The following is a 20,610-nucleotide window of genomic DNA, read 5'->3' as shown; positions in this document are numbered from 1 at the left end:
GCTTCCGCCCGCGCCGCCTCGGTGGCTGAGCCGGGCGCCGGGGAGCCTGCGCTGGTCAAGGTGAGCTTCGGCTATCCCGGCCGGGCGGAGCCGGTGCTGAAGGAGGTGGACCTGCGGGTGCGGCCGGGGGAGCGGCTGGCCGTGGTCGGGCTGAACGGCGCGGGCAAGACCACCCTGGTCAAGCTGCTCGCCGGCCTGTACGCCCCTCAGAGCGGCACCGTCGGCACCGCCCGGGACGCCGCCGTGGTCTTCCAGGACTTCGCCCGCTACCCGCTGCCGCTGCGGGACAACGTCCGCCTGGGCGCGCCCGCGCACGGGGGGACGGACGCCGACGTGCTGGCCGCGCTGGCCGCCGTCGACGCGCTCGACCTGCTCGAAGGGCTTCCGCACGGGCTGGACACGCCACTGTCGCGCTCGTTCACGGGCGGGCGCGACCTGTCCGGCGGGCAGTGGCAGAAGGTGGCGCTGGCCAGGGCGGTGTACGCCCTCGACGCGGGCCGCCGGATCCTGATCGTCGACGAGCCCACCGCCCACCTGGACGCGCGGACCGAGCAGGAGGTGTTCGAGCGGCTGCTGGAGCGTACGCGCGGGCGCACCCTGGTGCTCATCTCGCACCGTTTCGTCACCGTACGCCGGGCGGACCGCATCGTCGTCCTCGACGGCGGCACCGTGGCCGAGCAGGGCGGCCACGCCGAGCTGCTGGCGATGGGCGGCCGGTACGCGCGCTGGCACCGCCTCCAGACCTCCCTCATCGCGGGGACGAACCGGTGACCGCGACCCTGCGCACGCTGGTGGCACTGGCCTGGCGCACCGACCGGCGGGCCTTTCTCACCCTGACCGTCTTCCTCGCTCTCGGCGCCGTCAGCCACGGCATGGTCGGCGTCTTCCTGCGCGAGCTCACCGACGCCGCCACCGCCGGCGACGGCCTGCGGGCCTCGTCCTGGGGCCTGGCCGCGGGGGCCGCGCTGGCCACGGGCGTGGCGTTCGGCCGCGCGGAGCTGACGCTGATGGAGGAGCTGGGGGAGCGCATGGGCCTCGCCGTACAGGAGGAGATCCTCACCCTCACCTCCGGCGTGCCCACCATCGAGCATCTGGAGCGGCCCGCGTACCTGGACAGGCTGGCCACGTTGCGCGAGGAGAGCCGGCAGCTGTACTTCGCGGTGTGGGCGCTCGCGCTGGTCGGCGAGCACGCCGTGCAGATCGGGCTCGGCGTCGTGCTCGTGGCCGCCGTGCATCCGCTGCTCACGCTGCTGCTGGGCGGGGCCGTGCTGCCGTCGCTGCTGGTACGCGGCCGTGCGGCCCGCCACGTCGACGCGGCCGTCGAGCGCACCGCCGAGACGGCCAGGCTGGAGGAGCACCTGTCGCAGTCCGTCACCACGCCGGGAACGGCCAAGGAGGTACGGCTCAGCCGCGCCGCGCCCGCCCTGGAGGCGATGGCGGCGCAGCGGTGGGAGGAGGTGTCGGCGGGGTTGTCGCGGGCCAGGGTCCGCGCCGCGCTGCTCACGTTCGCCGGGTCCGGCACGTTCCTCGCCGGGTACGTGGCGGCGCTCGGCTGCGCGGCGTGGCTGGCCGCCCGGGGGCAGGCCACGGCCGGCGACGTGGTCCTGGTGGCCACCGTCGGGGTGCAGTTCGTCACCCAGGCCTCACGGCTGGCCTTCCACGTGGGGTCGGTGGCCGCCGGCCTGCGCGCCGCCGGGCGGCTGGCCTGGCTGCGCGCCTACGCCAGGACCCGTACGCCACCCGCGGCGAAGCCCGGAAGGGCCGAACCGCCCGGGAGCCTCACGTACGGCATCACGCTGCGGGACGTGTCGTTCACCTACCCCGGCACCACGAGACCCGTGCTGCACGGGATCGACCTCCGCCTGCCCGCCGGCGCGACCGTCGCGCTGGTCGGATCGCCGGGCTCGGGCAAGACCACGCTGGCCAAGCTGCTGTGCGGCCTGTATCAGCCCACGGGCGGCGAAATCCTGCTGGACGGCGTCCCGCTCCGCGACGTGCCCGCGGGGCGCTGGCGGCGCCGGATCAGCGCCGTGTTCCAGGATTGGGTGCCGTTCGAGCTCACCGCCGCGGAGACCGTCGGCATCGGCGACCTGCCCCGCATGAGCGACCGCGCAGCCGTGGACCGGGCGCTGGAGCGGGCCGGCGCCACGGACGTGGTGGCCGGGCTGCCGGACGGCCTGGACACCGAGCTGGGTGACAGCTTCGCGGGTGGGGTGAAGCTGTCCGGCGGGCAGTGGCAGAGGCTGGCGCTGGCGCGCGCCTCGATGCGGGAGGAGCCGCTGCTGCTCGTGCTGGACGAGCCGACCGCCTCCCTGGACGCGCCCGCCGAGAGCGCGCTCTTCGCCCGGTACGCGCAGGCCGCCCGCCGCCACCGTGCGGCCATCACCCTCCTGATCACCCACCGTTTCCCGACGGTGCGCATGGCCGACCTCATCGTGGTGCTGGAGGACGGGCGCATCGCCGAGCAGGGCGGCCACGACGAGCTCATGGCCCTTGACGGCCGCTATGCCGGGCTGCACGCCGTTCAGCGGGCCGCGGCGGGCGGCGAGGGCTGAGACGGGTGGCGAGGGCTGTCCGGACGCGCGAGAGCGCGCGTCCCATGCGGGACGCGCGCTCGTACGCGGGGGGACCGGGGGGTCAGGCGGCGTACTCGGGGTATCCGTAGCCGACGACCTGGGAGGTCGGACGGGTACGCTCCTCGACCTTGCCGTTGCCGGTGTTGCCTTCGATCGTGGAGATGGTGCCGTCGCCGTTGTCCTTCACGACGAAGCCGACGTGCTGGATGTCGCTGATGTCCTTGCTGCCGTCCCAGGAGAAGAACACCACGGCGCCGGGCCTGGCCTCGGTGCCGAAGCGGTCGTTGGCGGCGAACCACTTGGCGTGGGCGACGGTGTAGGCGTCCCAGCCGACCTGCGGGCGGGCACCGGTCTGCTCACCGACCCAGGAGACGAACATCGCGCACCAGGCGGCGTTCAGGTACGCGGCCCGGTTGCCCCCGTCACGGGCGATGGTCTCGGAGGCGCGCTGCGAGTTGGCGTACCACTTCTGGTACGGGGTGCCGCCACCGGCGGCGTTCTCGGAGACGCCGACCTGGGACTTGGCGAAGTCCAGCACCTGGGAGGCGGTCACGTTGACCTTGGTCTCCTTGGCGGCGCGCTTCTCGGACTCGGTCACCGGCGAGACGGCGGCGGGCCTGTCACCGGGAGGGGTGTCGGCGTTGGCGGCGACGACGTTCACGCCGAAGGCCGAGGTGAGGACGGCGGCGCCGAGTGCGGCGCGGGCGATGGTGCGCTTCGGGACAGCGGTAAGTCGGAACGTGGCCATCGAGGGGATAACTCCTTGCTTCCATGCCGCTTACCGGGTTAGCTGACGGGTTCGGGCGTGGAAGCTGCCCTACGGCACCAAGGTGCCGATTCACCCCAAAGGACGTGGGTCCCCGGTTCCGCGTGATGCGGATTCAGCGGTCACAGGACGATCCTGTGATCTCGTGCGATGGTCAGACATAGCCGGACAAACCGGACGTATGCCTTGAGATGCCCCACAAGGTAATACATGAGGCAAGAGGATTACAACTGCATAAAGCCCAGCTAGGCGAGTTGCCTGCGAGCGTCGGCCAGAAGCCCAAGCATGGCAAGGGATTCGTCAAGAGGCATGATCGAGGATTCGATCCTGCCCTCGGCCGTGGCGGCGCGGACCTCGCGGAGCTCACCGGCGTATCCGTTGTCGGCCGGATCGAGCACATGCTCCTCCGGCTCCATGGAGGGCCCGGTGAGGACGATCCGCTCGGGCGCCCAGAACGGCGCATGGATGTCCGCCCGCATCTGAGTACCTACAACACAGGCCTGGTTCGGGTAATTCCCCAGCAAGGAGGTTTCCACGAAAGCCCTTGCGCCGCCGGGGTAGAGCAACATCCCGGCCGCCTCCGCGTCAACTCCGTTCGGCGCCAGCGAGCCCGTGACGCGCAGGCCCGTGGGCATGCCGAGAAGCAGCTGGGCCAGGCCGAACGGGTAGACGCCCAGGTCGAGCAGCGCGCCGCCGCCCAGCTCGGGGGCCCACAGCCGGTGCACCGGGTCGTACGGCATGGCGAAGCCGAAACTGGCCTGCACGGACCGGATCTCGCCGAAGCGCGCGTCGCCGGCGATGAGCCTGATCAGCGGGTTGAACCGCATCCACATGGCTTCCATGAGGAACACGCCGGCCTCACGCGCCATGCGTACCATCTTCTCGGCGTCGTCCACGGTCGCGGCCAGCGGCTTCTCGCACAAGACGGACTTGCCCGCGGCGATGGCGGCCTGCGTGACCCGCAGGTGCTCGGTGTGCGGCGTCGCCACGTAGATCGCGTCGATCGCCGGGTCGGCGCACAGGCGCTCATAGGAGCCGTAGGCCGACTCCGCGCCCAGCGCGGCCGCGAGGGCCCGCGCCCGTTCCGGATTCCTGGAGCCGACGGCGCCCACCCGCATCCCGGGTTCCGCCACGATCGCCGCCCCGACGGTCCGTGCGATGACGCCCGTCGCCGCTATGCCCCATGTGAAATCGCGCACGCCGACGATGCTAGACGCATCAGATCACGTTGAACGTGTCCGGGTCTCCCCCGAAGCGAAGGCCCCTGTTCAGGGCGCCGACGGTGGCCATGCTCTCCGGGTCGAGGATGAAGTCGAACACATCGATGTTCTCGGCGATCCGCGACGGCGTCACCGACTTGGGGATGACGACGTTGCCGAGCTGCAGGTGCCAGCGGAGCACGATCTGCGCGGGCGTCTTGCCGTGCTTGTCCGCCAGCACCGCCAGCGCCGGATCGTCCAGCAGCCCCTTGCCCTGGCCGAGCGGGCTCCACGCCTCCGTGAGGATGCCGTTGGCCTCGTGAAAGGCCCGCATCTCCCGCTGCTGGAAGTAGGGGTGGAGCTCGATCTGGTTGATGGAGGGCACGATGTCGGTCTCGTTCATCAGCCGGGTGAGCGTGCCGACCGTGAAATTGGACACACCGATGGCCTTGGCCCGTCCGTCACGGTAGATCTTCTCGATCGCCTTCCACGCCTGGACGTACTTGTCCTGCTTCGGCACCGGCCAGTGGATGAGATAGAGATCGACGTGATCGAGACCCAGCCGGGCCAGGCTCTCGTCGAAGGCCTGCTCCGCGCGGGCGTGGTCGGCGTTGGCCAGCTTGGTGGTGACGAACACCTTCTCGCGGCGCAGGCCGGACGCGCGCACGGCACGCCCCACGCCCTCCTCGTTCCCGTAGGCGGCGGCGGTGTCGATGTGCCGGTAACCGGCCCGCAGCGCCGTCGCCACCACCTGCTCGGCCTCGTCGGCGGGCACCTGCCAGACGCCGAAGCCGAGTTGCGGGATCTGGACGCCGTCGGTGTTGAGCATGAGCGAGTTCATGGGTCCCATTGTTCACGTACCGTTTCTGGCCGCTTAAGGCGGCCGGGCTAGCTTGAAGCGGTCGTGAACGTGCCCTCACCCGGCTGGGAGGACTGGAGTGGTCGAACAGGCGTCGGCCTGGGTGGAGTCCCCGCTCCAGATGCTGTGCGCCGTCGAGGCCCACCACGCCGGGCTCCTCGGGCCCGCCACGGCCGTCGTGCCGCGGGCGGGGCTTCGCCCGCTGAAGGCGACCCGCCGGGAGCTGCGCGCGCTCGGGCTGCCCGACGGGCTAGAACTCGCGGAACCGCGCGAGGCCATGCCGAGGCGCGTGCACGCCGTCGGCGACGCCTTCTCCGGCAAGGTCCAGCTGCGCTGGCTCACCTCCGGCACCGGGCTCACCTCGGGACGCATCGTCATCGTCGACGACGGGCTGGCCACGCTGCGGCTGCTGGAACTGCTGGCCGCCGGGCCACGGCGGCCGCTGCTGCGGGCCCGCGCCAGGCCCACCGTGCCGCGCTCCGCGCTCGGCCTGGCGGCCGCGCTGCGGCTGCGCGTGAGCGACGTCTCCGTCTTCACCGCGCTGCCCGTGGCCGGCGACCTGGCCGCCGCCGTACGCCGGACCGGCGTCGACCTCGTACGCCACGACTTCGCCTGGTTGCGCGCCCAGCCGCCCAGCACGCAGGGGCCGGCCGAGCGCACGGTCGTGCTCGGCACCTCGCTCGTCAGGAACGGCCTCGTGCACCGCGACCACTACCTGCGCTGGCTGACCGAGCTGGCGGCGCGGGAGCCGCTCGCCTACTACCCGCACCGCCGCGAGGACCCCGTGGACGTGGCCCTGATCCGGGAGCGTCCCGGCATCACCGTGCACGACGCGGGCGTGCCCGCCGAGCTGACGTTGCGCGGACTCGACGCGGGCCAGCGCGTCCTCAGCCTCCCCTCGACCGCGATCACCTCGCTGCGGGTGCTGCTCAGCCCGCGCGGCGTCGCCATCGAGCCCGTGAACGTTCCCGATGACTGGTGGACCAGCAGGGCGGAACCCGCTCTGCGCTCGCATCTGACTGGAGTGACCGGGTGAGAGTGCTGGCGGTTGCCGACTCCGACTCCTACCTGAAGTGGGCGGCCTGCCTGCTCGGCGACCTGCCCGCCGGCTGCGAGACGGAGCTGGCGGTGGTACGCACGCCGATCGCGCCCTCGCCCGAGCAGATCGCCGCGGCGGTGCGGGGGCCCGCGGAAGGCCAGGCCATCAGCGCGCCCGCCCCGCCGCCGACCGGGCCGCCGACCGGGCCGCCGACCGGGCCGCCGACCGGGCCGCCGACCGGGCCGCCGACCGGGCCGCCGACCGGGCCGCCGAGTGGGCCGCCGAGTGGGCCGCCGGTGCTGTCGGCGCGGGCGGTGCGCCGGCTGGCCGAGCGCACGCGGCCGGACGTGATCCTCGTGGCCTGCACGGGTCCGGTGGTGGACGTGCTGGTCTCCGACGTGTTCGCGGGGCTGCGGCCGAGGCCCGTGTTCGTCAGCGGGCTGCCGGGCATCTCGGTGCCGGCCACGGAGAAGGCGTGGGTGTTCCGCAGCGGCTGCGACCTGTTCGTGGTGCACAGCGAGCGGGAGGTGGCCGAGTTCCGCGAGATCGCCGCCCGGCTCGGCGGTGGAGGAGCGGTCGGCCTGGCCAGGCTGCCGTTCCTGCGCCCCGGCGCGGTCGCCGGGAGCGGGAACCGGATCGTGTTCGCCACCCAGGCCAAGGTGCCGCGCCCCCGCGAGGAGCGCGAGCGCATCCTGCTGGCGCTGGCCGAGCTCGCCGGGCGGCGGCCGGAGCTGGACGTGGTGGTCAAGCTGCGCGCCCTGGAAGGCGAGCGGCAGACGCACAACGAGCGCCACCCCTACCAGCGGTTGTGGCGGGAGCTGGGCGAGCCCGGGCGGCTCACCTTCGCCGCCGGGTCGATGCACGACCAGCTCACGCGGGCGGCCGGTTTCGTCACGGTGAGCTCGACGGCGGCGCTGGAGGCGATCGCGCTCGGCGTACCCTCGCTGGTCCTGAGCGACTTCGGCGTCAGCGCCGAGATGATCAACCTGGTGTTCGAGGGCAGCGGCCTGCTGGGCACGCTGGACGACCTGGCCAAGGGCGACTTCCGCGCCGCCGCGGCCGAGTGGTGCGCGGCCAACTACTTCCACCCGCCCGAGCGCGGCGACTGGTCGGAGCTGCTGTCCGGGCTGGTGAGCGCCCGCCCGTGCGAGCCGGCCCGGTCGCTGCTGGACGGGCCCGAGCACGCCGCCGCCCGCCGCAAGGCCCGGCTGCGGGTGGAGGTCCATCCCACGATGTTGCGGGCGGGCTACCGCGCCAAGCGCCGCATGCGCCGCTACCTGAAGGCCCTCTCCTGAACGCTGTCATGAGCCCTGGGCTGGGCGCCGTCGTTGGCGCCGTCGTGGGCGCGGCGGGGGCGCGGCGGGGGACGCTCAGATCGCTGATCGGAGCTTCCTGCGCAGCCTGGTCAGCGCGGTGGGCGTGGCGGGCCTGGCGGGCGGCGCCACCAGGTCCAGCGCCTCGAGCCGCCTGCGCTTGAAGTAGCGGGCGTCGAACGTGACGGTGTCCGGCCGCAGCTCCGGGTAGGCGTCGGCCTGCATGCAGTAGCCCACCGTCCGTACGAGGCCGGGCAGGTCGAGGGCGGGCGGCTGCTCGATCACGCCCTCCTCCGACAACCGCGGCAGCAGGGCGTCCACGATCGTGACCGGGATCCTGTTGCTGTTCTCGTACGGCGTCAGCCGCTCCAGCACCATGCCGGTGCCGTACGACGCGGCCTGCAGCCCGAAGAAGCGCCGCGCGGTCACCAGCCCCGTGGAGAAGCAGCCCACGACCAGCTCGGGCCGCAGCGCCGCGAAGCACACCTCGGCGGGTACGTTCCCGGCGGCCACCGACAGGTTCACCCCCAGCGGCGCGGCAGCGGCCCGCAGCAGCCTGGCGTGCCGGCGCCCGGCGGCCGGGTGCGGCTTGAACACGACGTCGGTGCAGCCGCGGGCGGCCAGCGCCGCCAGCATCGTCTCGTGCAGCGCGGCCTCCTCCTCCGGCGTGACGATCTCCAGCGCCGACAGATACTGGCCGAGGATCAACGCCTGCCCCCGCGGCGGGCCGGGTGCGGTGGCGGCCACCTCCTCCAGCACCGCGAGGAAACGTTCGCCGGGCAGGATCTCGGGCTCGACGCCGTACTCGCTGAGCAGCAGCGGCTTCAGCCCCGGCACGAGGTCCAGGTGGAGCAGCCGCCCGACGCGGCGGAAGATCTCGGCGGGCAGCGGGTCGCGGGTCGGGCCGTAGCTCATCAGCCCGTCGGAGTAGACGGTGATCGGGCAGTCGCGCACCAGCCCCGCGATCGTCCGGGCGGGCGGCACCGCGATCGACTCCAGTACCAGCTCCTCCACCCCGTCCAGCCCCCAGTGGGAGCGGACGAGGCGCTCCAGCATCGGCACCTCGATGACGCGCGCCCGCCAGTCGGACGGATGCAAGGGGGCGATGAGCTCGTTCCACGAGACGACCTGGTCGAAGCGGCCGCGCAGCGGCGCGAAGCCAGGCGACTCGTCGAGCGGCGCCGCCACCTCGGGCACGGCCGCGTTGTCCGACACCACGAGCACGCGCCGGCCCGCGCCGAACCGGCCGTCGTCGACGGCGGCGGCCAGGGACATCGCTCCGAACAGCGTGGAGGCGTAGAAGACCTTCACTGGGGCTCCTCCCGGTCACGGCGGACCCGGATGTGCGGGCTGGGGGGCAGGCCGGGCGCCAGGGCCCGCAGCAGGGCCTCGCGCTCGCAGGACATCCGCGCCACCGACTCCGCCACCAGGTCAGGGGGCAGCCTGCCCACCATCTCGGCGCCGCGTTCCTCGAAGCGGGCGCGCAGCTCGGGCGTGAGACGGTCGCCGAGGTCCAGGTGGTGGGCCAGCAGCGCGCAGAAGTTCCGCACCGCCTTGGGCAGGAACTCCGGCTCCAGGTCCTTGAACACCAGCTCGAACGCGTCGAAGAAGTGCAGCTGACGCTCGTCGCCCACCTGCGTCAGCGACCCGGACACCAGGCGCCGGTAGAACACGCCGGCCAGCGACACCACCGCGAACGTGGCGGCCTCCCTGTGCAGCCGCCAGATCCACGGGCGGTCCTCGGCGGTGTGCAGCGAACCGGGGAAGTGCAGCAGGTCGCCCAGGGAACGCCGGTAGATCCCGGCCCACGCGTACGGGTAGTCCACCATGGTCCGCACCCCGGCGGGCATGATGGCGCCGCGCGCGTCGAGCACCGTACCCCTCGGGGCGGCCAGCGGGGCCCGGTGCACCACCCGCTTGCGGCCCTCGACCTGGACGTGGTCGGTGCGTACGAAGTCGCACCCGAGCCCCTCGGCCGCCTCGACGAGCCTCGTGAGGTGGCCGGGGGCCAGCCAGTCGTCGCCGTCCATGAACGTGACGTACCGGCCGGAGGCGGCCGACAGGCCCGCGTTGCGCGCGTCGGCCAGCCCCACAGGAGCACGGTTGCGCAGCACGCTCAGCCCGGGCAGGTCGAGGAAGAAGTCCTCGACGATGTCGCCCGTGGCGTCCTCCGACCCGTCGTCCACGACGATGAACTCGAAGTCGCGCCGGGCGTTGCGGCGGAGCGAGGCCAGCGCGTCGGCGATGTACCGCTCGCCGTCCCGCACGGGGACGACGACGGAGAGAGTGATCAACGTGCGGTCTCCTGCCGGCGACGTCAGACCGTCACCCGGCGCAGGCGGGCCTTGGGGGCCTCCTCGCCGGGGAAGACGCGCTTGACGCCGTCGCCCATGGCCTGCTCGATGATGCGGATGTCGCGTACGAGGTGCTCAAGGCCCGCCGGCTCCAGCGAGGCCGCGTGGTCGGAGCCCCACATGGTGCGGTCGAGCGTGATGTGGCGCTCCACGCAGACCGCTCCAAGTGTCACGGCGGCCAGCGAGATCTGCAGGCCGCGCTCGTGCCCGCTGTAGCCGACGGGCACGCCGTAGCGCTCCTTCAGCGTGGTGATCGTGCGCAGGTTCGCCTCCTCGGGAGGCAGCGGGTACGTGGACGTCGCGTGCATCATGATCAGCTTCTCGGTGCCGAGGATCTCGACGGCCTGGTCGATCTCCGTCAACGTGGACATGCCGGTCGACAGGATGACCGGTTTGCCGGTGGCGGCCAGGACGCGCAGCAGCGCGTGGTCGGCGACGCTGGCCGAGGCCACCTTGTGCACCAGGACGTCCATCTCCTCCAGGAACTTCACCGACGGCACGTCCCACGGAGAGGCGAACCAGTGCAGCCCTCGCTCGTCGCAGTATTTCGCGATCTGGCGGTACTCGTCGTGGCCGAACTCGGTCCGCTCCTTGTACTCGAGGTACGTCATCTCGCCCCACGGCGTCTGCCGGATCTGCCCCTTCTGCTCCTCGGGCACGCAGATCGCCGGGGTGCGCTTCTGGAACTTGACCGCCTGGCAGCCCGCGTCGGCCGCCACATCGATGAGGCGGCGGGCGATGTCGAGGTCGCCGTTGTGGTTGATGCCGATCTCGCCGATCACGTAGACGGGCTCGCCGTCGCCGACCGGCACGTCGCCGATGCTCACCGGGCCGAGCCTGCGCTCCGTCCTCGCCTCGGCGGCCCCGGCGGCAGGACCGCCGGAGCCCGCGGAAGCCGCGGGGCGGGCGGCCACGACCCGGTCGCACAACTCGCGCACCGCCCCCGACCCGCCGGGTCTGGTCAGCACCACGCGGGCGGCGGCGCGCACGCGCGGGTGCGCGTCGGGCGTCGCGACCGGCCAGCCGACCTCGGCCATCGGGCCCAGGTCGTTGACGTCGTTGCCGACGTAGGCGACCCTGGCCGGGTCGAGGCCCTCGATGGTCAGCCAGTCGCGCAGCACGGTGCGCTTGTCGGCCAGCCCCTGCAGCACCGGCACGCCCAGCTTGCGGGCGCGGGCGGCCACGACCGGGTTGCGCTCGGTCGACATCACCAGCACCTTGACGCCCGACCGCCTCAGCAGCGACACGCCCATCCCGTCGGAGCGGCTGACCAGCACCATCTCCCGGCCCTCCGAGTCGACGTAGGCGCGGTCGTCGGTGTGCACGCCGTCGAAGTCGGTGATGACGGCGTCGACGTCGATCGGCTCCGGCTCGTCGAGGAACGGCGCCAGCGCGCGTACCAGCTCCAGGTCCTCGGGGTTGTCGATCTCGACGGCGTGCTGCGGCGGCACGGGCTGCACGGCGACCTCGCCGAAGAAGCGGTGGCCGCGCTCGCGCAGGCCGGAGGTGCGCATGACGTAGAAGGCGCCGTTCTCGCGGAACTGGGGCTCGCGGTCCTGGCGGCGCGGCCTGACGGCGGGGTCGTGGTTGATGCCCCCGCCGCCGGCCGTCCAGAGGAACTCGTGCGTCGGCAGCCCCGACACGACCGAGTCGGCCCGGCCGTCCAGCACCTTGCGCACCGCCGCCGACAGGTCGGCGGGGTCGATGAACGCGCTCGTGCACTGCACGAGCACCACGACCTCGGGGTCGGCGCCGAGGGCGTCGAGCGCGTGCAGCACCGCCGACTCGCTGGAGGCGGTCGCGCCGCTCAGCTCCTCGGGCCGGTCCACCACGGTCGCCCCCGCCAGCCTGGCGGTCTCGGCGATGCCCGCGTGGTCGGTGCTGACCACGACCTCGTCGACGAGCTCGGCGCGCAGGCACGCCCGTACGGCGCGGGTGACCAGGGGGACACCTCCGACCAGGGCGAGGTTCTTCAGGGGAACGCCCGCCGAACCTCCGCGGGCGGGAACTACGGCCAGGACTCGCACGGTGGGTCTCCTCGGTACGTGGGATCGCACCCAGAAGCTAGAAGGCCGGGTTGAACGGCCAGCGTCACCGTCATTAACTTTCCATGGGGATCCGGTAGAGCAACTCTGGCCGGCCCACCCCTCCGTACCGCGGGGCACGCTCGGCCACCCCCAGCTCCACCAGGTGTTCCAGGTAGCGGCGCGCGGTCACCCTGGACACCCCGACGGCGTCGGCCACGGCCTGCGCGGCCATGCCGTCCGGTTCCCCGCGCAGCCGCGCCGCCACGGCGTCCAGCGTGTCCCTCGCCAGGCCCTTCGGCAGCTCCGAGCTGCCCCTGAGGGTGCCCAGCACCCGGTCCACGTCGCCCTGCCCGACGGCCAGGCCGGCCTCGTCCTTGAACCGGGCGTACCGCGTGAGCTTCTCCAGCAGTGTCGCGTAGGTGAACGGCTTGAGCAGGTACTGGGAGATGCCGAGCGACACCGCGGAACGGACCATGGCGAGGTCGCGCGCGGACGTGACGGCGATCACGTCGCACAGGAGCCCGCCGGCGCACACCGCCCTGACCACCTCCAGCCCGTGCATGTCCGGCAGGTACAGGTCGAGCAGGACCAGGTCCACCGGCCGCCCGCGCAGGAACCGCAGCGCCTCCCCGCCCGACCTGGCCACGCCCGCCACCTCGAACCCCGGCACCCGCCCCACGTAGACGCGGTTGGCCTCGGCGGTGATCTGCTCGTCCTCGACCACCAGTACGGAGATCACCGCGCCCTCCCGGTCACCGGCGCGGGCAGGCGCACGGTGAACACCGACCCCGCCGCCTCGATGGAACCGCCCAGCCGCCGCACCGCCTGGCCCACCAGCGCCAGCCCGAGCCCGCGTCCGTCGCCCTTGGTCGTCCACCCCTTCTCGAACGCCTCCCGCCCGGTCAGCCCGGGCCCGTCGTCGGCCACCCGGATCAGCAGCCCCCGCTCGTCCGCGCTCAGATGCACCTCCACCCGTCCGGCCGCGTCGATCGCGTTGTCGATCAGGTTGCCCACGATGGTGACGAGCTCGCGCGGGTCCAGGCCGGGGTCGTCGAGCTCACTGTCCTGGGTGAGCACCAGCTCGGCGCCGCGCTCGGCGGCCTCGGCGCTCTTGCCCAGCAGCAGCGCCGCCAGCACCGGCTCGCGCACCGCGCCCACCACCCGGTCGGTCAGCTCCTGCGCGGCCCGCAGCTCCGCCGTCCCCAGCGCCACCGCCTCCTCCGTACGGCCCAGCTCGACCAGCGTGATGACCGTGTGCAGCCGGTTGGCCGCCTCGTGCGCGGCGGAGCGCAGCGAGTCGGCGAAACCGCGCTCGACGTCGAGCTGACCGGTCAGCGCCTGCAGCTCCGTGTGGTCGCGCACGGTCACCACGGTGCCGAGCTCGCTGGCGGCGACGTTGACGGCGAGAACCCGGTCGCCGGCCAGGTGGACGCGCTCCTCCCCGCCGGCCACCAGCTCCGCCAGCCCCAGCTCGGCCACGTGCCGCCCCTCGGCGTCGGCGGGCAGGCGGAGCAGGTGCCGGGCGGCGTCGTTGCACAACGTCAGGGCGCCGTCCTTGCCGACGAGCAGCAGGCCCTCCCTGACCGCGTGCAGCACGGCGTCGTGGTGGCCGTGGATGCGGCCCAGCTCCACCGGCCCGAGCCCGTGCGTCTGGCGGCGCAGGCGCGCGGTGACGAGCCACGTCCCGGCCGCCCCCAGGCCGAGCGCCAGCGCAACGACGAGCCCGGCCCAGGGGAGCCGGTCGCGCAGCCTGGCGCTGATCCTGTCGATCGTGATGCCGGCGCTCACCAGTGCCCGCACCCGGCCGCCCGCCACGACGGGGGTGACCGCCCGCTTGGACGGCCCGAGCGTGCCCGTGTACGTCTCGGTGAACGTCTCGCCCGCCAGCGCCCGCTCGGTGTGCCCGAGGAAGCGCCCGCCGATCCTGGCCGGGTCGGGGTGGGTGTAGCGGGTGCCGTCCGGCCGCATGATCGTGATGAAGTCGACGCCCGTCGCGCCGCGCACCCGCTCCGCGTACGGCTGCAGCCGCCCCGACGGGTCGGGGTCGTCGAGGGCGTCCAGCACGTCCGGCGAGGCCGCCACGCTGAGCGCCACGGCCCTGGCCGTGCCGGCCGCCTCCTCCGTGAGCAGCTCGTGGGCCTGCACCACCGCGAGCGCCCCGCCGCCCGCAACCGTGACGGCGACCACGAGCAACTGCAGCACGAGCATCTGCCCGGCCAGGCTCAAGCGCCGCATGCCGACAACCTCCCGTGAACGAAACGTACGCAATGGTGACCTGCATCACTGTGAGGCGCATAGTCGCACAACCGGCAGTGCGTACGTTCCCTCACCCCATTGGAGAAGCCCCCCATGCGCGATCGCACGCGATATCTCTACGTGGCCGTCATCGCGGCCGCCCTGCTCGGCATCGTCGTCGGACTGCTCTGGCCGGACGTAGGCAAGGAGCTGAAACCCCTCGGCACCGGGTTCGTCGCGCTGATCCAGATGGTCATCGGCCCGATCATCTTCTGCACGATCGTGCTCGGCGTCGGCTCCGTACGCCAGGCCGCGCAGGTCGGCAGGGTCGGCGGCCTGGCGCTCGGCTACTTCCTCGTCATGTCGACGGTGGCGCTGGTCATCGGTCTCGTGGTCGGCAACCTCATCGACCCGGGGTCGGGGCTGCAGATCACCGACACGGCCCGGCAGGCCGCCGAGGCCGAGGCCGCCAAGGGTGCCGAGGCCAGTACCGTCGACTTCCTGCTCGGCATCATCCCCGACACGCTGCTGTCGGCGCTCACCAGCGGTTCGGTGCTGCAGGCGCTGCTCGTCGCGCTGCTGGCCGGGTTCGCGCTGCAGGCCATGGGCGACAAGGGCGCGCCGATCCTGCGCGGCGTCGAGCACCTGCAGCGGCTCGTGTTCCGCATCCTCAGCATGATCATGTGGGCGGCTCCGGTGGGCGCTTTCGGGGCCATCGCCGCCGTCGTCGGCGCCACCGGCATCGAGGCGCTCAAGAGCCTGGCCATCATCATGATCGCCTTCTACGTGACCTGCGTGCTGTTCGTCGGCGTGGTGCTCGGGGCCATCCTGTGGCTGGTGGCCAGGATCAACCTGGGGGCGCTGCTGCGCTACCTCGGCCGAGAGTTCCTGCTCATCCTGTCGACGTCGTCGTCGGAGACGGCCCTGCCCAGGCTCATCGCCAAGATGGAGCATCTCGGCGTGAGCAGGACGGTCGCGGGCATCACCGTACCGACCGGCTACTCCTTCAACCTCGACGGCACCGCCATCTACCTGACCATGGCCACGCTGTTCATCGCCACGGCCACGGGCTCGCCGCTGGAGTTCGGCGAGCAGGTGGCGCTGCTGGTGTTCATGATGATCGCGTCCAAGGGGGCCGCGGGCGTGACCGGCGCCGGGCTGGCCACGCTGGCGGGCGGCCTCCAGGCGCACCGGCCCGAACTGGTCGACGGCGTGGGCCTCATCGTGGGTATCGACCGGTTCATGTCGGAGGCCAGGGCGCTGACCAACTTCGCCGGCAACGCCGTCGCCGCCGTGCTCGTCGGCACCTGGACGGGCGGATTCGACCGCGAGCGCGCGGGCCGGGTGCTGGCCGGCCAGGCGCCGTTCGACGAGGCCACCCTGCTGGACGAGACCGAGCCGCAGGAGTCCGGGCCCGGCCGCGAGATGACGAAGGTCTAGCCCGGTGCGCGGGGCGGGCGCACGGTCACTCCGCGAGCGGCAGCCGCAGGACGAACCTCGCCCCGCCCCGGCACTCCTCGACCATGATCCGGCCGCCGTGCGCCACCGCCACGTCCCGGGCGATGGCCAGGCCCAGCCCGGTGCCGCCCGCGTCGCGGCTGCGGGCCGCGTCGAGGCGGGTGAAGCGTTCGAAGATGCGCTCGCGGTCCTCCTCGGCGATCTCCATGCCGTCGTTCTCCACCGCCAGCACCGCCATGCCGTCCGCGCGGAGGACCTGGACGAGGACCCGGGACTCGGCGTGCCGCTGGCCGTTGTCCAGCAGGTTCGTCAGCACCCTGCTGAGCTGGACGCGTACCCCTTCCACCACCACCCCCTCGGCCAGCTCCACCTGGACGGGCACCTTGTCCGAGCGGGTGGCCAGCTCCTGGCGCACCAGCGCCGCCAGGTCGATGCGCTCCTTGGCGGCGTCCACCTGGGAGCCGATCCTGGCCAGCAGCAGCAGGTCGGTGATGATGGCCTCCAGACGGTCGGTGTCGCGCAGGCTGCCGCTCACCAGCGCTTCGACGTCGGTGTCGTCGGGATAGAGCTGGGCGCTCTCCAACTGGGCGCGCAGCCCGGCGATGGGGGTGCGCAGCTCGTGCGAGGCGTCGGAGGCGAACTGGCGCTGCTGCTCGGCCGAGCGTTCGAGCCTGGCCAGGGTGTTGTTGACCGAGCGGGCGAGCTGGGCCAGCTCGTCGTCGCCCGGCGGCTGCGAGACCCGGTGGCTCAGGTCGCCCGCCCTGACGGCGTCCAGCTCGGAGCGCATGATCGCCACCGGCCGCAGCGCCCTGCCCGTGATCAGCCACGTACTCCACGAGGCCAGCGCGATCAGCACCGCCACCTGGACGAAGACGATCACGTCGAGAACGTGGCTGGCGAGCACCTCGGGGGACCTGCGGCCGGCGTACACGACGGGGGAGTCGGCGAAGATGGTCACCCGCACCGCCGACAGGTGCACGCACTCGGTCGGCAGGCAGTTGACGGTGCTGATGTCCTGGGTCTCCTTGGTGGGACGTACGTCGCTGAGCGGCGGCAGGTTCCTGGCCGCGTCGCTCGTGGCGAGGATCTGCCCGCTGGGGCCGACGACCTGGATGAGATCGACCGACGGGTTCACCACCGGGATGGCGGCGCCCGTGGGCAGGGCGCCGCCGCGCATCTCGGCGGCGATGCGCTCGGCGGTGTCCCTCGTCGTCTGGAAGACGTTCGCCTCGACGACGGATCTGGCCACGACCATGCCGACGACGGCGAGAGGAATGAACACGAGGGCGGCGACGGCCGTCGCGATGAGCGTCACGCGTCCGCGCAGGGACCTGGCCCACCAGGGTGCCACTCCCCGAGGTTACCGAGGGTGACTGCCGCTCCATGTCCCGTCAGGACAAAGATTCACCCAACCGTTCAGCGCTGGAGCCAGACCGTGGTGTCGGGCGGCACGGATCCGTCGCCCGGCAGCGGCCCGCTGGACAGCAGCACCTCGCCCGTCACGCCGGGCCGCACCGGCTCCTCACCCGTGTTGACCACCACGACCAGGCCGGGCTCGCGCTCGATGGCCAGCACGTCCTCGGGGGAGTCGAGCCACGTGAGGGTGCCGCCGCCGAGCGCCGGGTGCTCCTTACGGATCCTCAGGGCGGCCCGGTAGAGGTTCAGCGTGGAGCCGGGGTCGTCCTCCTGGGCCTGCGCCGACAGCGCCGCCCACGACGCGGGCATCGGCAGCCACGGGTCCGTCCAGCCCATGTCGCCGGAGCTCGTCCACGGGATCGGCACCCGGCAGCCGTCGCGGCTGTCGCCACGGCGCAGGAACGCCGGGTCCTGGCGCAGGTGGTCCGGCAGGTCGAGCACCTCGGGCAGGCCCAGCTCCTCGCCGTTGTAGAGGTAGGCCGAGCCGGGCAGGGCCAGCATGAGCAGGGTGGCCGCCCGCGCGCGGGCCAGGCCGCCGTGGCGGGTGACGTGGCGCGGCTTGTCGTGGTTGGACAGCACCCACGTGGTGGGCGCGCCGACCAGCTCCGCCTCCTTCAGCGACTTCTCGATGACGGTACGGAACGACTTGGCGTGGAAGTCGGCCAGCATGAAGTCGAAGTTGAACGCCTGGTGCAGCTCGTCCGGGCCGATGTAGCGGGCCAGCCGCTCCGGCGAGGACACCCACGCCTCGGCCACCGCCATCCTGCCGCCCGGGTAGGAGTCGAGGATCGGCCGCCACTCGCGGTAGATGTCGTGCACGCCGTCCTGGTCGAAGTACGGCACCTGCTCGCCGCCGAGCATCTCGGCCTGCCGTCCGTCCTTGGACCCCACGTCGGGCAACCCTTCGGCCTTGACCATGCCGTGTGCCACGTCGATGCGGAAGCCGTCCACGCCGCGGTCGAGCCAGAAGCGCAGGATGTCGCGGAACTCGGCGCGTACCTCGGGGTTCTCCCAGTTGAGGTCGGGCTGTTCCGGGGCGAACAGGTGGAGGTACCACTGCCCGTCCTCGGCCTGGGTCCACGCCGGGCCGCCGAAGATCGACTCCCAGTCGTTGGGCCGGTCGCGGAAGATGTAGCGGTCGCGCATCCCGGCCTGGAACCACGGGTGCAGGTCGGAGGAGTGGTTCGGCACGAGGTCCACGATGACCCTGATGCCGGCCTCGTGCGCGTCGGCGACGAGCGCGTCGAAGTCGCCGAGCGTGCCGAACATGGGGTCGACGTCCCGGTAGTCGGCCACGTCGTAGCCGCCGTCGGCCATGGGCGAGGTGTAGAAGGGGCTCAGCCAGATGGCGTCCACGCCCAGGCGCGCGAGGTAGGGCAGGCGGCCGCGCACGCCTTCGAGGTCACCGACGCCGTCCCCGTCGGAGTCGGCGAAGCTGCGGGGATACACCTGGTATACGACGGCGTCGCGCCACCAGTCGTCGTTGCCGAGCATGGTGTCCTTCCCTCGGATGTCCGAGATGTCGGGATCTTCTGGTGAAGGATGGCGTCATCGTTCTCCGGCGGTCAAGTGCAACTTGCGGAAAGTTGCAGAAATCACGTTGTCGCAACAGGTCCGGTCACGAGGCCGGACGGGCCGCTCGGCCGCCGGTCGGGTTGCGCAAGTCCTTGCGGCGGGTAACGGACAGGTCAGGGGTTCGGTAAGGTGTGGCGTCACGCGCGGTGATCACGCTACGGTTGCGTTTCCCAGTGGTCCGTGTTTCAACTAGATAGTGGTGTGCTCGCATGAGGCTGTTGCCCGTAGCCGTCATCGTTTCGCTCCTGCCTGCCGCTCCCGCGGCGGCCCAGGCTCACGCGGGAACGACGTACTACGTCGATTCCCGCGCGGGGGACGACGCGGCCGCCGGCACCAGCGCGAGCACGCCGTGGAAGACGCTCGACCAGGCCGTCGCCGGCCTCGAGCCGGGCGACACCGTCAGCGTCAGGCGCGGCAGCGCCTTCACCGGTCCCCTCACCCTCACCGCCGGCGGCACCAAGGCCAAGCCGATCACCGTCACGACCCACGGCTCGGGAGCCAGGCCCAAGATCACCGGATCGGATGACGACTGCGTCGTCGTGAAGGGCGACCACTGGCGCATCAGCGGCCTGTGGGCCTCGAGCTGCCGCTGGGCCGGATTCCGGATCGACGGCGACCACAACGAGCTGATCGGCGTGCTGGCCGACAAGAACATCGCCGGGGCCGTCGTCACGCCCTCCGGCGCCCGCAACACCATCCGTGACAGCGTCTTCACCGGCAACAACCGGATGAGCGTGAACGACAAGGGCGGCGACAACGACTCCGGCGCCTTCGGCGTGCTGCTCAACGGCGACGACAACGTGGTGACCGGCAACACCATCACCGGCAGCGTCGCCAGGAGCAAGGACTACGGCTACGACGGGGCCGCCGTCGAGATCTTCGGCGGCGACCGCAACCGCGTCACCCACAACATCGCCAGGGACAACGAGACGTTCACCGAGCTCGGGGCCAAGAAGGGCAAGACGGCCACCGGCAACGTGGTCGCCTTCAACGTCGTCACCTCCTCACTCAAGCGCGGCTCCTTCCTCGTCACCCGCGGCCCCCGCCACATCGTCGGCCCGGTCAAGGGCACGATCGCCGTGCACAACTCGGTCTTCCTGCCGGCCAGACGCACCGTCGGCTGGTCCTGCCACGACGGCTGCGCGCCGTCCATCCTGAAGCTGCGCAACAACGTGATCGTGGTCGGCGGCGAGACCGGCTTCGAGGACGGCAAGGGCGCCGACGAGGGCGGCAGCGTCTACAAGGGCCGCAAGCACAGGTTCAAGCTGGGCCCGAAGTCGGTCAAGGCCGACCCGATGTTCATCTCGGCCACCGACCTGCGGCTACGCCCCGGCTCCCCGGCGCTAGGCCGCGGCATCGCCCTTCCCCCGTCCTGGTACGGCGGCAAGGCCTTCGCCAAGGACATGAAGGGCAATGCGCTGACCGGCTCGCCCGACGCGGGGGCCTACCAGCGCTGACGCGCGCCCCGTCCGCGCGGGACTACAGTGGACGGTGTGCTCCATGATGTCCGCGCTCCGCTGGTGAGGCAGCTCGCCGAGTCCGACGCCCCACGCCGCTACTGGCACATGGGCGACGAGGACGGGCGGGCCTGGCTGTTCGAGAGCGTCGAGGGCGATGGCGAGCACTGGGCGGTCAGGCAGGTGGAGGTGGGCGCCGACCGGGCCGCCCGCCGCTACTGGTGGCGGCGGCTGCAGGACGACGACGGCTTCCTGACCGACCAGCCACTGGAGATCTGGGAGCTCACCGAGATCACCGAGGCGGCGTTCGAGGCCGTCTGGGCGGCCGCCGGCTGA

At 72.4% G+C, this 20,610-nt stretch carries 17 protein-coding genes and 1 riboswitch; of the genes, 7 read left to right on the top strand and 10 right to left on the bottom strand.

The features are described from left to right. Both E1295_RS23815 and E1295_RS23810 read left to right on the top strand, forming a co-directional pair. The coding region (locus tag E1295_RS23815) for an ATP-binding cassette domain-containing protein (protein ID WP_132632784.1) at nucleotides 1-771 on the top strand (771 nt) is incomplete at its 5' end. Next, nucleotides 768-2,555, top strand: coding sequence for an ABC transporter ATP-binding protein (locus E1295_RS23810; protein WP_132632782.1), 1,788 nt, complete (start codon nucleotides 768-770; stop codon nucleotides 2,553-2,555). The genes E1295_RS23815 and E1295_RS23810, both read left to right, overlap by 4 nt. 82 nt (nucleotides 2,556-2,637) lie before the next feature. On the opposite strand, the gene E1295_RS23805 is transcribed toward E1295_RS23810, so the two are convergent. The 3 genes from E1295_RS23805 to E1295_RS23795 all read right to left on the bottom strand — a co-directional run bounded on the left by E1295_RS23805 (nucleotide 2,638) and on the right by E1295_RS23795 (nucleotide 5,382). Continuing rightward, nucleotides 2,638-3,324 (bottom strand): CHAP domain-containing protein, encoded by a 687-nt coding sequence (locus E1295_RS23805; protein WP_132632780.1) that lies wholly within the window; start codon nucleotides 3,322-3,324, stop codon nucleotides 2,638-2,640. A gap of 12 nt (nucleotides 3,325-3,336) precedes the next feature. Continuing rightward, a riboswitch (cyclic di-AMP (ydaO/yuaA leader) is annotated at nucleotides 3,337-3,473 on the bottom strand. Nucleotides 3,474-3,587: 114 nt separating this feature from the next. After that, nucleotides 3,588-4,541 carry a Gfo/Idh/MocA family protein gene (locus tag E1295_RS23800; protein WP_166427377.1) on the bottom strand — a complete coding sequence of 318 codons (954 nt, stop codon included), beginning with the start codon at nucleotides 4,539-4,541 and terminating at the stop codon, nucleotides 3,588-3,590. A gap of 19 nt (nucleotides 4,542-4,560) precedes the next feature. After that, nucleotides 4,561-5,382, bottom strand: a complete 822-nt coding sequence (locus E1295_RS23795; protein WP_220448850.1) for an aldo/keto reductase — start codon at nucleotides 5,380-5,382, stop codon at nucleotides 4,561-4,563. Nucleotides 5,383-5,479: 97 nt separating this feature from the next. Here E1295_RS23795 and E1295_RS23790 point away from each other — a divergent pair, with 97 nt between their 5' ends. Together E1295_RS23790 and E1295_RS23785 are read left to right on the top strand one after the other, a co-directional pair. Continuing rightward, on the top strand, nucleotides 5,480-6,436 hold the full coding sequence (locus E1295_RS23790; RefSeq protein WP_132632774.1) for a hypothetical protein: 957 nt from the start codon (nucleotides 5,480-5,482) through the stop codon (nucleotides 6,434-6,436). Then, nucleotides 6,433-7,734, top strand: a complete 1,302-nt coding sequence (locus E1295_RS23785; protein ID WP_246080283.1) for a DUF6716 putative glycosyltransferase — start codon at nucleotides 6,433-6,435, stop codon at nucleotides 7,732-7,734. Before E1295_RS23790 ends, E1295_RS23785 begins: the two co-directional genes overlap by 4 nt. Before the next feature lie 75 nt (nucleotides 7,735-7,809). Here E1295_RS23785 and E1295_RS23780 read toward each other — a convergent pair whose 3' ends face one another. The 5 genes from E1295_RS23780 to E1295_RS23760 form a co-directional block, all read right to left on the bottom strand. Continuing rightward, nucleotides 7,810-9,063 carry a polysialyltransferase family glycosyltransferase gene (locus E1295_RS23780; protein ID WP_181958036.1) on the bottom strand — a complete coding sequence of 418 codons (1,254 nt, stop codon included), beginning with the start codon at nucleotides 9,061-9,063 and terminating at the stop codon, nucleotides 7,810-7,812. Further along, nucleotides 9,060-10,046: a glycosyltransferase family 2 protein gene (locus tag E1295_RS23775; RefSeq protein ID WP_132632772.1), complete on the bottom strand. Its 987-nt coding sequence runs from the start codon at nucleotides 10,044-10,046 to the stop codon at nucleotides 9,060-9,062. The genes E1295_RS23780 and E1295_RS23775 overlap by 4 nt, the downstream gene beginning before the upstream one ends. 23 nt (nucleotides 10,047-10,069) lie before the next feature. After that, on the bottom strand, nucleotides 10,070-12,133 hold the full coding sequence (locus tag E1295_RS23770; protein ID WP_132632770.1) for an N-acetylneuraminate synthase family protein: 2,064 nt from the start codon (nucleotides 12,131-12,133) through the stop codon (nucleotides 10,070-10,072). Nucleotides 12,134-12,206: 73 nt separating this feature from the next. Then, the gene (locus E1295_RS23765; RefSeq protein ID WP_132632768.1) at nucleotides 12,207-12,872 is read right to left on the bottom strand and encodes a response regulator; all 666 of its coding nucleotides are present in this window, start codon (nucleotides 12,870-12,872) and stop codon (nucleotides 12,207-12,209) included. Beyond that, nucleotides 12,869-14,368: a sensor histidine kinase gene (locus E1295_RS23760; protein ID WP_132632766.1), complete on the bottom strand. Its 1,500-nt coding sequence runs from the start codon at nucleotides 14,366-14,368 to the stop codon at nucleotides 12,869-12,871. Before E1295_RS23760 ends, E1295_RS23765 begins: the two co-directional genes overlap by 4 nt. A gap of 114 nt (nucleotides 14,369-14,482) precedes the next feature. On the opposite strand from E1295_RS23760, the gene E1295_RS23755 reads away from it, so the two are divergent. Then, on the top strand, nucleotides 14,483-15,808 hold the full coding sequence (locus E1295_RS23755; protein ID WP_132632764.1) for a cation:dicarboxylate symporter family transporter: 1,326 nt from the start codon (nucleotides 14,483-14,485) through the stop codon (nucleotides 15,806-15,808). A 25-nt stretch (nucleotides 15,809-15,833) separates the two neighbouring features. Here E1295_RS23755 and E1295_RS23750 read toward each other — a convergent pair whose 3' ends face one another. Together E1295_RS23750 and E1295_RS23745 are read right to left on the bottom strand one after the other, a co-directional pair. Beyond that, nucleotides 15,834-17,177, bottom strand: a complete 1,344-nt coding sequence (locus E1295_RS23750; protein WP_246080281.1) for a sensor histidine kinase — start codon at nucleotides 17,175-17,177, stop codon at nucleotides 15,834-15,836. Between the two features lie 65 nt (nucleotides 17,178-17,242). Next, complete coding sequence (locus tag E1295_RS23745) at nucleotides 17,243-18,736, bottom strand: glycoside hydrolase family 13 protein (protein WP_132632762.1); 1,494 nt, start codon at nucleotides 18,734-18,736, stop codon at nucleotides 17,243-17,245. A gap of 290 nt (nucleotides 18,737-19,026) precedes the next feature. On the opposite strand from E1295_RS23745, the gene E1295_RS23740 reads away from it, so the two are divergent. Together E1295_RS23740 and E1295_RS23735 are read left to right on the top strand one after the other, a co-directional pair. Next, nucleotides 19,027-20,274 (top strand): right-handed parallel beta-helix repeat-containing protein, encoded by a 1,248-nt coding sequence (locus E1295_RS23740; protein WP_246080279.1) that lies wholly within the window; start codon nucleotides 19,027-19,029, stop codon nucleotides 20,272-20,274. A 36-nt stretch (nucleotides 20,275-20,310) separates the two neighbouring features. Continuing rightward, on the top strand, nucleotides 20,311-20,610 hold the full coding sequence (locus tag E1295_RS23735; RefSeq protein ID WP_132632760.1) for a hypothetical protein: 300 nt from the start codon (nucleotides 20,311-20,313) through the stop codon (nucleotides 20,608-20,610).

Source organism: Nonomuraea mesophila, assembly GCF_004352805.1.
In the GTDB taxonomy this organism is placed as follows: domain Bacteria; phylum Actinomycetota; class Actinomycetes; order Streptosporangiales; family Streptosporangiaceae; genus Nonomuraea; species Nonomuraea longispora.
This window is presented reverse-complemented; position numbering and strand designations above follow the sequence as displayed.